The sequence below is a fragment of the Paenibacillus sp. FSL H3-0310 genome (assembly GCF_038002785.1).
Lineage (GTDB): Bacteria > Bacillota > Bacilli > Paenibacillales > Paenibacillaceae > Paenibacillus_AQ > Paenibacillus_AQ odorifer.
Window position 1 is genome coordinate 2,999,665 of sequence record NZ_JBBODC010000001.1, and the last position, 13,886, is coordinate 3,013,550.

13 protein-coding genes are annotated in these 13,886 nt (G+C 41.0%); 2 read left to right on the forward strand and 11 right to left on the reverse strand.

Annotated elements, in window-relative coordinates:
• Positions 1-241 precede the first annotated feature (241 nt).
• From MHH63_RS13415 to MHH63_RS13435, 5 genes are all read right to left on the reverse strand, one after another.
• Positions 242-754: a DinB family protein gene (locus MHH63_RS13415; RefSeq protein ID WP_076125721.1), complete on the reverse strand. Its 513-nt coding sequence runs from the start codon at positions 752-754 to the stop codon at positions 242-244.
• Positions 755-1,167: 413 nt separating this feature from the next.
• Entirely contained in the window at positions 1,168-1,713 is a 546-nt protein-coding gene (locus tag MHH63_RS13420; RefSeq protein WP_076125722.1) for a CueP family metal-binding protein, read from the reverse strand.
• Positions 1,714-1,925: 212 nt separating this feature from the next.
• A complete protein-coding gene (locus tag MHH63_RS13425; RefSeq protein WP_076184560.1) occupies positions 1,926-2,792 on the reverse strand; it encodes an SDR family oxidoreductase in 867 nt (288 codons plus the stop codon).
• 196 nt (positions 2,793-2,988) lie between these two features.
• Positions 2,989-4,740, reverse strand: a complete 1,752-nt coding sequence (locus tag MHH63_RS13430) for a sensor histidine kinase (protein ID WP_076302055.1) — start codon at positions 4,738-4,740, stop codon at positions 2,989-2,991.
• A complete protein-coding gene (locus tag MHH63_RS13435; protein ID WP_076125728.1) occupies positions 4,737-5,492 on the reverse strand; it encodes a response regulator transcription factor in 756 nt (251 codons plus the stop codon). The genes MHH63_RS13430 and MHH63_RS13435 overlap by 4 nt, the downstream gene beginning before the upstream one ends.
• 191 nt (positions 5,493-5,683) lie before the next feature.
• On the opposite strand from MHH63_RS13435, the gene MHH63_RS13440 reads away from it, so the two are divergent.
• Together MHH63_RS13440 and MHH63_RS13445 are read left to right on the forward strand one after the other, a co-directional pair.
• On the forward strand, positions 5,684-6,715 hold the full coding sequence (locus MHH63_RS13440; protein ID WP_076302054.1) for a M23 family metallopeptidase: 1,032 nt from the start codon (positions 5,684-5,686) through the stop codon (positions 6,713-6,715).
• Between the two features lie 200 nt (positions 6,716-6,915).
• Positions 6,916-7,791: a deoxyribonuclease IV gene (locus MHH63_RS13445; protein WP_076302053.1), complete on the forward strand. Its 876-nt coding sequence runs from the start codon at positions 6,916-6,918 to the stop codon at positions 7,789-7,791.
• 44 nt (positions 7,792-7,835) lie between these two features.
• On the opposite strand, the gene MHH63_RS13450 is transcribed toward MHH63_RS13445, so the two are convergent.
• From MHH63_RS13450 to MHH63_RS13475, 6 genes are all read right to left on the reverse strand, one after another.
• Positions 7,836-8,159 (reverse strand): hypothetical protein, encoded by a 324-nt coding sequence (locus MHH63_RS13450; RefSeq protein WP_076302052.1) that lies wholly within the window; start codon positions 8,157-8,159, stop codon positions 7,836-7,838.
• 84 nt (positions 8,160-8,243) lie between these two features.
• The gene (locus tag MHH63_RS13455) at positions 8,244-9,464 is read right to left on the reverse strand and encodes a GNAT family N-acetyltransferase (RefSeq protein ID WP_076302051.1); all 1,221 of its coding nucleotides are present in this window, start codon (positions 9,462-9,464) and stop codon (positions 8,244-8,246) included.
• Between the two features lie 94 nt (positions 9,465-9,558).
• Positions 9,559-10,926 carry a Na+/H+ antiporter NhaC gene (gene nhaC, locus MHH63_RS13460; RefSeq protein ID WP_076302050.1) on the reverse strand — a complete coding sequence of 456 codons (1,368 nt, stop codon included), beginning with the start codon at positions 10,924-10,926 and terminating at the stop codon, positions 9,559-9,561.
• 223 nt (positions 10,927-11,149) lie between these two features.
• Positions 11,150-11,776, reverse strand: a complete 627-nt coding sequence (locus MHH63_RS13465; RefSeq protein WP_076184554.1) for an HAD family hydrolase — start codon at positions 11,774-11,776, stop codon at positions 11,150-11,152.
• Positions 11,777-11,834: 58 nt separating this feature from the next.
• Complete coding sequence (locus tag MHH63_RS13470; RefSeq protein ID WP_076184553.1) at positions 11,835-13,316, reverse strand: DUF4179 domain-containing protein; 1,482 nt, start codon at positions 13,314-13,316, stop codon at positions 11,835-11,837.
• 17 nt (positions 13,317-13,333) lie between these two features.
• Complete coding sequence (locus tag MHH63_RS13475; RefSeq protein WP_076125874.1) at positions 13,334-13,831, reverse strand: RNA polymerase sigma factor; 498 nt, start codon at positions 13,829-13,831, stop codon at positions 13,334-13,336.
• Positions 13,832-13,886 lie beyond the last annotated feature (55 nt).

A 13,886-nucleotide genomic window follows, 5' to 3' on the forward strand; every position in this document is an offset into this window, starting at 1 on the left:
TTGTCTATTATTAAACCAAAAAAATATTTGCCACATCATAGACTTAATGAATCTATAATATCTCCAAATTAGCTAAAGTGTCAACCCAAACTTTCCGATCCTCCGTGAGTTTTATTTAGTGTAATACTAGAAAAAAGTAAATAAGCCCATTACCTTATGTTTGGAGGTAACTTAATACTCCAATATATCAGGTAAGAGCTATATGTTGAACTTACTTGGCAGTGCAGGGCTTCCTCACTTATCAACCTTCACCGTTTGCTAATTCTAAATCATCAGCCGAGGGTCCGTAAAGACCAGGTACCGGCACGTCAAGCAGCCGCAGATAAACTCCAAGCTGCGCCCGGTGGTGAACCATATGATTCAATCCGATGGTACGAAGCGCAGCTGCCCGTGTCTGACGACGGATGATCTGCTCCCCGTTCCGCAAGGTCCACTCCGCGCCGAGCATCTCCACATTGCTTGCAGTAATTAATTCCTCAATCTCACGAGCTTTCAGGTCGAACTCTTGTAGAACCGCGTCGGGACTCTCCAGTGCTTCTCGTCGATATGCCACAGATGCCAAATCAAACTCCGAGTAAAGTAGAATTGCAGATTGCCAGCTCAGAAGGTTAACGAGGTGTGTGGCCAGCCCACCCAGGCTCATTGACTTAGAGTGTGGTTTCCATGTCATATTCTCTTGAGGCAGCTTCTCCAGTATCCGACGTGTACCAGCCAGCTCTTGCAAAACATCCCCAATGATCAGCTCTTTAACCATTCATCTCTCTCCTCTCTTCTGTAAAGCAATTTCTTTTGATCATTCGTGTGATACTTTTGATTTCTTTTCCCAAACACTTTCTAACTCTCCGCTAGATCGGACCGAGGTGCACTTATTTCGTAGATTTATAGCATTTCACCAGGTTATCGGACCCAGATGCAGTTATTTCCCTAAATACACTCCAATTCTGTGCCAATACAAGCCAATAAGAGCTATGCAGTCCGATAAGCTTGAAAAATGCAGCGAAAATCTAAAATAGCTGCAATGGAGTCCGATACGATGGACATTTGGCGAAAGTCCAATACAGAATACATCAGAAGGAAGATCTAATTGGATTATGAATAACGACTTCGACATCGCTTAAGAAACATCCTGCTGAGCATTCGTTTTTCAAGTCTTCTCTCTGCAACTTTTTAGATACTTTCTGCCAATTGCATAGTGGTAACACATGTATTATCACTCTTAAAAGTGGAAAGCTCAGATTTTGCTGCTTTTCCATCCTGCTCAATGGTTACGTTATATTTTTTGTCCCGGGGTAACCAAAGATCAATAAATCCGTTAGATAGCGATTTCATTTCTTGATCCACAATCACATTGCCTTCGCTGTCTTCGATATATACTTTAAACTCATCATCCGTTAATTCCCCTTGGCAGCCAGTCAAGCTATGTGTTGCGCAAGGATGCGTATTCTCCACATATGGAGCTATAGAAACAAAAAACTCATCTTTAGGCAAGTCGTAAGTTTTCTCTTTATTGTTACTATCGGTTACAATAAGTTGCTCAGAAGTGATAGACGCGGACAGGTTTTCCAGACTGCTTGAACTATATTCTTGCACTAATTGCTTAATGTCGGTTGTATCTTGTGCTGAAGGCGTATCCTTATCGATACCTCCCAATAACAAATACGCACCTAATGCAACAACCGCCGCTCCCGATACCACCAAGATATTTCTTTTCATTTGTAATCATCTCCTTCGCTTATTCGCCAGATTATGTACTCACTCAAAGTATCTTCCATTTCTTTTAGTATAACTAGTTAAACTAAACTAACACAATTATGAACAAGGCAAAATAGTGAAAAGTTATGTATTTGATTCATCCTCTATCAACACAAAAAAAGGCCTCCTCACTGGTTTTTCAACCTCGAGGAAGCCTTTTATCTTTTATATTATTATGCTTGTAAATTACCGACCATAACACGAATGACATCCGCAAGAGGAGTAGCTGAACGTTTCAGCAGTTTCTCTAAATCGCTACTTTCAATATTAAGCCAACCTTCACGAATCCCACGTTGTATAGCTACAACTATTGGAAGCGCAGCTTCTGGGACACCCACCTCCGACATGGTCTTGGCATAAGCCTCGTCGTCAACCTGGATTACTTTGATTTCTTTACCGATTACACTGCCTATGATCTCAGTCAATTCCTCTTGTGTTAAAGGGTTGCCAGACAATTCATACACTGTGTTCTCATGTCCGTCACCTGTCAGTACATTAGCTGCAGCTTCTGCATAATCTCCGCGTGTAGCCCAGCCAACTTTACCATTCCCTGCTGAAGTCACCCATGGGGCACCTGCTAGAGCGCCTTGAATGGAGCCGATCTCATTCTCCAAATACCAGTTATTACGGAGGAAGCTGTAAGGAATGCCAGTTGCGCGAATAGCTTCTTCGGTGATGCGGTGAACTTCAGCAAGAAATAGTTCACTCTTGTCTGCTTGTCCTACACTTGTGTAGGCAATGAAGCCAACGCCCGCTTTTTCCGCAGCAGCAACAGCTGCTTTATGTTGACGAATCCGGGTTTCATTATCACCATCTGCAGATACAATTAATAGTCGATCCACACCGGCAAATGCTGATTCCAGCGTCTCAGGTTGATCAAAATCACCATGACGGACTTCCACTCCACGCGCCTGAAGATCACTTGCTTTTTCTGGGTTCCGCACACTAACTACAAGATCACCTGCGGGTACAGTTTTAAGTAAAGCTTCTATCACCAATGATCCGAATTGACCTGTTGCTCCTGTTATTGCTATTTTCATTTTTACTTCCTCCTCAAATTAGGATGATAAATTTATTTTTAACCACTACCTGTAACTATTGTAGTTACAATAAGTTTAGATGTCAACTTATTTATGATCCCAACTCTGGCTGGATAATAAACAGAAGAATTAAAAAACTATATTCACAACAAAAAAACCACCGTCATTTCCGTTAGGAAAAACGCTGGTTCTATGATCAGCTCCAACTCAACTTAATAATGGTCCCTTGTCCAGGGCTACTCTCAACAGCAATCCTGCCCTCCATACATTCGATTAATCCCTTGGAGATCGCCATGCCAAGGCCGGATCCGTTGGAGCTAGATACCGTGTCCGTTCCTCGATAATAACGTTCAAATAGACGGTTAAGTGTGACTTCATCCATTCCATCGCCATCATCGGAGAATTGAATAGTAAATCCACTGTCCTCATCATTCATAGTTAGTGAAACCGTTAAAATCGTATCTGAGGGGTTATGAAGTAAAGCATTCGCAGTCAAATTGTTGACCACCCGCTCTAGCCATGGAGTATACAATCGGGCTCTCACTTCGTTTGGTGCCGGCACAAATATAATTCGTTGCTTCCCATATTCGGGACTTGCAGCAGCTTGATCAAGGGCTTGATGTAGCCAAGAGTTCAATTCCACCTCCATCAGCTCTGGTGGCTTGATCCCTGTTTTTAGCCGATAGGTCATGGCAAGATCACTGATCAGCATGTCCATATGGGCTGATTTATCCAGCATCGTCCTTGTAAACTTGCGAACTTCCTCTTTCGACCAATCATACGAAGGCTCCGCCAGTAAATGGGCATAACCAGTTATAGAAGATAAAGGAGTTTTTAAATCATGTGTAACACCTGCGATCCATTCTTCCCTCAAATTCTCTGTTTGTTGCCGCAACGCCTGATCTCTCTTCAAATTAGCAGATAATTTCTCTATGGATACCATAACATCAGAAAAAACCCGGTATCTCCGCCTCCATTTACCTACGTGGGTTCGACTACGACGATTTCCTTTACGGTCCATAGGCTCTGTATATATGGCATTTCCAATGGAATCGAGCCATACAAGCATATGCAGCATTGGCGCTCCAAACCTATGAGCTTGCCATAAAGAAAGCAATATAAATGCAAGCAATAAAGCCGCGAGCATTGCTAATGAGCCTTTAATAACAATTTTAACCTCTTCAGGTACCCATACCTTTTGTCCTGTATCTGCACCCTTTACGTTCGGTTGTCCAACGATCCATGTTTGGCCCGTTTGTTTATCAAAAGAAGATCGGACATGATAGCCGTAACGTTCACTGTAGAGAGTGCGTAGTGCTAGCTCTGGCACTGAGTACTTGGTGGGAATCATCTTTGGCCTATTATAGGAGAGCAGCTCCGTACCCGATGAATCGATGAGTTGAACAAAAGCCTGTGATGATTTAATTTCTCTTTCAATCGAATCAGGCAGAACCAGATCTCCATCTACTGCATCAAATGTACCTTCGCTCATTTTTTTTAACAGAGGATCTAGTATATTTGGCGCGCCATAAAGAAGCGTGAATTGTCTCCCATTTTTCTCTTGAATCCATACAGCCAGAGTATACGGAAAAGGCTGAGTCCCTGTCCAATAGGCGACTACTTCACCCGGTCCATATTGAATTGGGACATCTTTTGGAGTGTTGTAGGCACTTTCAACTTTTCCATTTTCATCGATGTTTTGCAGCCAGCCCTTATTCTTCTTCACTTGCTCCAGCAAGCTCGGGGAAAATTGAATGCCCTTCTCATCAATTTTGGAGGATTCAACCAGTTGCTCTAAGCCAACATTCGCAAAATCACGCGTAATACTGATATCGAGAAAACGCAACAGCATCCAAGTAAACGTTACTGCTGCAATAGCGAGAACAACCATTCCCGTAATTGCTAGCTGTAGAACGAACCTTAACGTTAACCGACGTTTGATATTCATGGCATGGACAACTCCTGGCGGTCTACCTTCACCAGCTTATAACCAAGACCCCTAACGTTAACAATAAATTTTGGATCGGACGGGTCTGCTTCGATACGTTCTCTAATTCGATGAATATGAACCATGACCGTATTATCATCGCTCAGTGCTTCATCGCCCCATACTTTCTCATATAACTCACTTTTGCTGAAAATCTGATTGGGATGTTTGCATAAGAAGACCAGCAGTTGAAATACAAGTGCCGGACAAGCAACAGACTGACCCTCTACCAGGAGTTCTCCCGCTGTCTCATCTAGCTTAAACCTTCCGTAATCATATACATTTGCAGATTTATGGGGGACTATTTCTACACTCTTGCCAGTAGCCTGTTGGTTAGCAGAAGCAAAATATCTCCGCAGTTGTGCTCTTATACGAGCCACCACTTCAAGCGGGTTAAAGGGCTTGGTAATATAATCATCTCCGCCTATAGCAAATCCCGTTAATTTATCGAAATCAGACGTTCGAGCAGTCAGAAAAAGAATAGGGGCATCCGTCGTCTGACGGATAAAAGGGCAGATTTCGATACCACTTCGTCCGGGCAGCATTACATCCAGCACAATTAAATCATATTTTTTGGATTCACAGGCACTTACTGCTTCTTCACCTGTTTGCACTGTATCTATATTGGCGTAGCCTTCCTTACGCAGCACTGTCTCCATAATGTCTAAAAGCGATACCTCATCATCAACCAATAAAATTGAAGCCTCATTCATATAAATTTTCCCTTTCACAATAGACGTTTTTAACATCATAGCATGATTTTTTTGGCTAGCAATCTTACTAATCTTAACGGAAGCTTAATTCGTATTCATTAAATAGCTAGTAAATTATGTAAGTGTTAATATAGAATTTCAGAAGAGCTAAGGATAGACTGCTACAATCGTAATACTGGGAGGCGATATATATGAACAAAAAACCTAAAAAAATCATTCATAAAGTTATTTTGAATACAAGAACTGCCTTGGCTGTAGGGTCACTGTCTTTATTAATGGCTGCCTGTGGAGGAGAGAATGCAGATGTGCCGACTACTGAAAAGGCGGAGCAGACAACAAGCCCGGCCACAGCTGCCATTCTGAGCGGATTTGCTCCAGATGAACTATCAAAGATTCTACTGGACGGGAAGTACAAGGAGTTGTATGCCCGCTTTAATCAGCCTTTAAAAGATGAAATAAGTGAAGCAGAATTAACAGAGACAGGAAAAGAATTCACAAAGGGTATCCATACATTGGAAAAGGCATCGACCATGCAGCTTAATGGATTTGATCGACGCACATGGGTTAGTGATGCTGGCAATAAGGGGCTTGTCGGGATGTTTGATCCGGATGGGACGATTACATTAATTCAAGTTCAAGAGCTTACCCCTTCTCCTGAAACCGACAATGTACTAAGTAAACATGAATACGCACTGCCGTTTGAGGGAGATTGGTATGTATTTTGGGGTGGTGAAAATGTGCTTGTGAATTATCATTATGAGTTAGAAATCCAGCGGTACGCTTACGATTTTATACAAACCAAAGATAACTATTCCTATACAGGAGATCCACTAAAAAATGAAAGCTATTATGCCTTTGGCAAAAACATTCTCGCTCCAGCGGACGGCACCGTTGTATCGGTTGTGAATGACATTAAAGACAATGAGCCAGTTGGGGTCATGAATCCGAATCAAGCTACCGGAAATATCGTTGTCATTGATCATGGCGGGGAATATAGTCATTTGGCGCATCTCAAACAAGGGTCAGTTACTGTAAAACCGGGGGATAAAGTCGAAAAAGGTGAAGTTATTGGCTTAACAGGTAATTCTGGTAATACGAGCGAGACCCATCTACACTTCCAAATCTCAGATGGAGCTGATCTATTCACTTCCCGGGCAATCAGAGTTAAATGGGAGAAAAATTTAAAACCAATTCAAGGTGAGACTATTTCCGCCGCTAATTAGCGCTAAATTCCGGGTCGCTAAGGTTGTCTCTCATAAATAATAAATCAGATGAGACAACCTTGATCTTCCCTAAAAAACATCCTACTTTCTTGTAATACCAATACATATAATCCGGGTAATTCACAAATAATAATAGACATATAGGATATATAGTGACTAAATATGGCTCTCTTTTCAGAGGAAAGGAAGTGTCAACCCCGATGTCTTTACTCCTAGGCTCTCATGTGTCTATGACCGGAACAAAAATGCTCCTTCGAGCTAGTGAAGAGGCAGCCTCTTATGGAGCGACCACCTTCCTTTTTTATACCGGAGCCCCACAAAATACACGCCGCAAACCCATTGAAGCTTTGAATATTGAAGCGGGACATGCTCATATGAGAGATAACGGTATTTCTAATATTATTGTACACGCTCCATTTATTGTTAACTTAGGAAATACACTTTCGGCACAGGTCTTTGAGCATAGTATAGAGTTTCTTCAATCAGAAATCATAAGAACAGAAGCTTTGGGTTCAACCCAAATCGTCCTACATCCTGGCTCCCATGTTGGTGCTGGCTCTCAAGCTGGAATCTCTCGGATCGTGGAAGGCTTAAACGAAGTGCTAACAGATAAACGAAATGTTCAGGTTTCATTAGAAACTATGGCTGGAAAAGGTAGTGAATGTGGAGTCTCTTTTGAAGAACTTGCAGCTATTATTGATGGAGTGACCCATAATGAGCGTCTATCAATTTGTTTGGATACTTGCCATATCCATGATGCCGGTTATAACGTAAAAGAAGATTTTGATGGTATATTGGATAAATTTGATCGATTGATCGGAATAGAGCGACTAAAGGTAATTCACGTCAATGATTCAAAGAATATTATGGGCTCACATAAAGACAGGCACGAAAATATAGGACACGGATATATCGGCCTTCAGGCGCTTCGATATGTGGTCCACCATCCTCAACTATCAACCATTCCCAAACTCCTAGAGACTCCCTCCATCGGTGAAAAGAAATATGTAAACGCACCCTATAAGCATGAGATTTCCTTGTTAAGGAGAGAAACAAATGAGCTGGTAAAAAAATAAAAACCGCCAATTACGCGGTTTTTCATCTGTGCAGCCATGATCGACTATCCTTTTGTGGAATCAATTGTAGTAGGTGCGGTTCCATTTAGCTGGAGTTTTTTTAACGAGTTTTTCTTTGCTGTTAATTCTTTGGAAAGATCAGCTTGCAGGCGATTCATGTTTTTAATTTCATCGTTAAGCTTTTTGATTCGCGTCATTTTACTGCTCAAATCTGTGTGAGACTTGCTAAATTTCATATCCTGTTCTAATTGATTAATTTTGAATTTGGATTTTTCCTTTTTGTTCTTCACGTTTTTGAGTTTGCTCTCTACCTCTATGATTTCTTGTTCTAACCTTTGGATCATTGGTTTGGTGAAATTAATCGCCATTCTTACACCCCATATCATTTAGTGTTGCCGAGAATCAATTCTACTATAAAAGAACAAAAAAGCACACTCATTAGAGTATGCTTTTTAAAAATAATCAGAGAAATAAGGATGTTCTGGCCTGATTAACCCTTCCAGGAATTGAACTGTAGCTTCATCTGCCTGGATCCGACCGATCCTAGCCAAATAGGTAGGTCGCTTATAGCCCATTAACATCGTGGTTAAAGTAGGAATGTCAATCAACAAGGAAGGGTTAGTCCCTCCTGCGTGCAAAATACCTGTTCCATCCTTATCCACATTAAGCGTAAATGTACCCCGGTTCCATTCCAGCATCGGATCACTCAAGGTGAAGATAAGGCAACCATCTTTATCCTGTTTTTTAAACGGATACTGTTCGATAAATAATTGCACATCCACTATCCGGGCCATAAAATAAGGAGCAATGGTTTCCTTGATGTCACCATCATCTAAAACGAAGGAAAGCGGCTCCCCTTTATAAATATCCCCTTTGACAAGAGTAATCATCGAAAAATGTGCACTTATAAAGTTCCATAATCCCACGCGAGCTTCTTCGTTAATATATACCATTTCTTTGATGTAAAAGATCTCCTCAGCAACCCAATACAACAAATACCCTGTGGGCAAATCATCATTGTTATAGTAGATGCCCACTGTCATTTCATCCAGATCCCAGCGTAAATATTCTTCCCAAGCCAACTTATTTCGAAGCATAGCTCCATGATGCTGCATGGAGAACTGATCATATATCTCCTTGATATCTGGATGTTCAATAGTTACCCGCTCCACGTTCCCAGGAACTTTTTTAGTTTTCGGCAGCTGGGTATCCGGAACTTCAAATGAGATTTTATCGGTAATGATCTCCCAGCCTTTCCGCCTATAATACGGAATAGAATACGGAAATAGATAAGAAATTGATTGCTTGCGGCCCCGCATTTTAGTTAATGCATGCAACATCAGCTTATTCATTAAACCTAAATTAGCATATTCGGGATAGGTTCCAACACCCGTCAGGCCACCCATCTCATAAATTCGCCCAAAAATATTTACTTGAAATGGGTATACTGCTAACTGTGAAATCAATTTATCACCATCAAACCAACCGACCACATCAGCATACTTTAGAACTGGCAGCTTCGCTTGGGTGATTTCACGATTTTCCCAACCAAAGATTTGTAAATCACGATTCGTCACTTGAAATACATAACGTAATAAATTATTAAATTGCTCTGCATGTTTAGTCTCGACATTTGCTAACCTGATTCTATCCTGCAACTTATTGCGACTCACTAGCAATACCCCCGCTGAATTCCCCAGATATAAATCAGAAATCACTCTTATTATTCTTAATATCCGTACAATAAATACATTCTTTCAGAGAAGGTTAGCCTAACGAGTTCTTTTGCAGCTTCGGGATCAAAGCATACGCAAACGTGATGAATGGGCTTAACCACAAAAGGGTGGCATAAGGTATATATTCAATTACCGGCACACCTAGTGTAGCAGCGAAAAAAGCACCGCTAACTCCCCAAGGAATTAAAGGATTAACAAGGGTTCCACAATCCTCTAACGTACGGGATAGTGTCTTTGCTGGAATGCCTCGGCGATTATATTCATCTTTGAACATTTGACCAGGCAACAAAATAGAAAGATACTGTTCACCAGTCATCCCATTAACCGCAATGGATGATGCGCCGCTCATAAGCACGATACTGCTTTTACGTTTGAGGGGTTGAATGATTTTGCGAAAAAAAGCCTCTATGACACCACAATGTTGTATTAGTCCGCCTAATGATAAAGCAATCAAGATAAGTGAAACGGAACTCATCATTGATTGCATTCCACCTCGGTTAACGATAGAAGCAACGGTTTCATTGGCAATAGTACTTTCGTATCCATTCTGCATCACACTGAACCAGACACCGATTTCTGCCTGCTGCTGAATAATAGCGGTCACTAGAAGACCAGTAACAATACCAACTATCAGTGTAGGAAGGATTGGGATTCGTTTGATTGAGCAAATAATAACGGCAAGTGGTGAGATCAAAGTCAACCAGTGGATATGAAATCCATCTTGTAGAGCAAACTTAATCCCCTGAATCGACGATAAATCAATCGCATCGGCTTTTGGTGCGAACAAGAAAAAGACAGTAGTTATTATAAGCGCCGGAATCGTTGTGTACATCATATTACGAATATGTGTGAACAAGGATATACCTACCACTGCAGGTGCAAAATTCGTCGTATCGGATAAGGGTGACATTTTATCACCAAAACAAGCTCCGCAAATGATCGCTCCAGCAGCAAGTGTGGGAGAAATCCCTGTCGTCAAAGCAATACCCATCAAAGCTACGCCGATCGTGCTAACGGTGGTGAATGAGCTTCCAGTAAACATAGAGACGACAATTGTGACATATAACGCGCTTACTGCAAAGTAGTTCGGATTAATATAATCCATACCATAAAATAAAAGTGTAGGCACCGTACCACTCATCATCCATACAGCGATCAATATTCCGATTAGCATGAGGATAAGAATGGGCATTATAGCTGTTTGGATGCCTTTAATGATAGCTGCCTCAATATCTTTCCATGACACGCCAAATAAACCCAATAAGACTGCTGTGCCAACTGTGGTTGCGAGAAGGGGGATATGAGGTTCTGCTTTTAATAGGAAAATAGATACAAAAAGAAGTGCAAAAATAAAAGCGATGATAATCATACTTTTTGAAAAACTAAGCTGACGGTCCATAACGATAGTGCTCCTTAACATTGTGATTGGGATAAAATTCGGAGATTGCGGCGCTTCCTTACTTTTAAGCTTTTAAGCTTTTAGGCTTTTGGGCAATGAAGCACAGAGGTAATATTAACGATAAGATAGAGAAGAGTCAATGTTAAGAACATACAATGAAGGTTTTTCCATTAAAAAAACAGAGGGCAAAATGCCGCTCTGCTTTATATTCATCCTATTCACTTTACAATTGCAGCTTTAAAATATCCTGCGGAGTTTCAAATTTATATTTCGCGGGAATATGCTCATGCTGCTTGCATCCCCATAAAGCTAATCCAAAATCGACACCAGCATCTCGTGCACATTCATAATCATAAATCGTATCCCCTATGTAAATAGATGATTCAGGGTTTGCTTTTGATACTCTAATAAATTCTAGCAAGGGGTCTGGATGTGGCTTATGCTTTGCTGTATCTTCTGCGATAACGGTATATGATAAATATTTAGTTAAGCCAAATGGAACGAAATCATCATTTAGCTCAGCTCTTGTCTTGGAAGTCACAATTCCTTGAACGATCTCTTTTGACTGTAATGAACTCATTACATCTACAATTCCGTCAAAGATGTTAATAGTATCATAGAAATCTTTCATGAAAACATTCCATCTCTCATTGCCCTCATGAATATCTTCGATCCCAAGTTGTGGTAATGAAGCTGAACCGGGAATACCTAACACAAAATAGAGCTCTGACAATTCATACTCTCTGTTATGATCCACCTTTAACATCTTTTGCAGAGAACTCAGAACAGCGATTTCTGTATCAATTAAGGTTCCATCCACATCAAAGATTACAGTGTTATATTTACGCATAACTACCTCCTATAGGATTACAACAAATACAAGATTATTAATCGTTAAGCTTAATCTATTACTTAGAAAATAACTCTACGGCTTGTGTATCCATAATCGGATTGATATATTTCTCTAGCGTAATCGTTAGGGGTTGAGGATAATCTTTCGCTCCCTTTCCAAAAGTATAACGCATTTCATCCACGGCTGTACCCTCCTTTGAAGTCATGTAGCCACCGAAGTTTCCTGCCGAAGTTGTTTTGATTGCTCTTTTATGCACATTTCCTTCCGCATCAGTAAAAGTCTCAGCAAGTCTAGTATAGTATTTTAAATATTCGGCATCAGTAATTGTATGCCGTAACAAGATCTCTCCTTCATCTGCATAATTCTCTTGCGTTGGAGAAACAAGCTCAAGGCCGCTTCCCGGTGCTTCAATGATTTGCTGCTTATTGAGATCGACAACAATTTTCATTTTATTCTTTTCCACTGCCGAGATACCAAAGGTTTTTAATGAAACGGTGTCTGGCTGACGGTTTAGGCTGCTCTGGCTGTTCCTGAACACCAGCGTAAACTTGGTGTTGTCCGAATAGACTTCAGAATTGTCAGAGTTGACGATGTCGGGGTAAAATAATTTTTCGGTAGCTCCCCCATTTGTATTAATCAGAACTGGATTAATCAATTGAAAAATTTGTTTATCATTGTTCAGATCATACTCCAAATCTACATAGGTACTAAGCGGTGTATATTGCACTAGATTCACTTTAATCTTTTGCCCGTCAACTGTCAGCGTTTTATCCGTTTTTAGAATTCTTTCCTGTGCTTTGAGCATATCAGGATTAAGTTCGAAAGCAACATCCAGATTAGTCCGGTACTTATTACTACTGGATTGTAGCGCCTTATCTGAAGTTTCAGTGAGAATGACATTATAGTTTACTTCCTTTGGATATTTAACCGTTGGTGAAAGACTAGTAGTGTATATAAAATCCTTAGACTGGCCTGGTTGAATTCGGTTATCGCTGGCAAGCATACTTAGTGCAGCACCTTTATGTAGATTCGACTCCTGTATGCCTTCATATTGAAGCGCAAAATTCGCATGTATAACTTCTTTGTCTGTATTGTTCTGAACACTGTATAGAATATACACCTTCCTTCCATCTGTTACTGCACCAGTTACATCTACTCGGTACCCCTTGTTTTCCGCGCTCTGACCCACCGGCATCACGAGATTCTGTTCCAGAGCACTAGCAAGCGCTGGTTCTAACCTTGAAAATGAACGATACGCTGCAAAATCATCTGTATTTTTAGGGCTGGCGGTTTGAACTGAAGGTTGAGCCACTTCCTTGGCCGGTAACCCGATTGAAGAGTATGTAAATAATAGGGCTGCGGCTGCAGCTGCGATCACTCCCAAACCTGCGGTATAAACGCGGCGTTTCTCACGTTTTTTTCCTTCCATAATTCCCTTTCGCATCGCGTTATAAATTTTCATTTCCTGTAAAGTTTCAGTATTCTGATTCATTTCATCAACATTTTTCTGCAAAATACGATCTTCTTTATCTGTCACTCTGTTCACCTCCCATATCACTTCAACACATTACGAAGCTGTTTAAGTCCCTCGCGTAACCAGGTTTTGATTGTACCTTCAGGTTTTTTTAGCACTTTTGCGATTTCGATTGTAGTCATGTCATTGTAATATTTAAGAAGTACCACATGCCGATATTTGGGCTTTAACCTGTTCAGAGCACGTTCCAGATCAATCCGGTCGTTACTTTTCATTTCCTGAGTTGCAACCTCTGCCAGCTTCTCCGTAGGAATCACTCGTTTTTTTCGTCGTAGTTCATCCATACAGCAATTGATCGTAATTCGAATCAACCAAGGTGTAAATGACTGTTCATCTTTAAGCTTCTTACGTTTCATCCAGGCTCGACATGAAGCCTCTTGTACAACTTCTAACGCGTCCGCTTCTGTCCGTAGATAACTATAAGCGACGGTGTACATTTTCCGATGCTCCACATACAGGCGTTTAAAGAAAACTTCCTCATCCATTCGGGCAAAATCAACCATTCTGACCTCGTCCATCGTCCTATCCACCACTCACCACACCCCCTCTTTTTTTGTCAGTGTCGGTATTAGG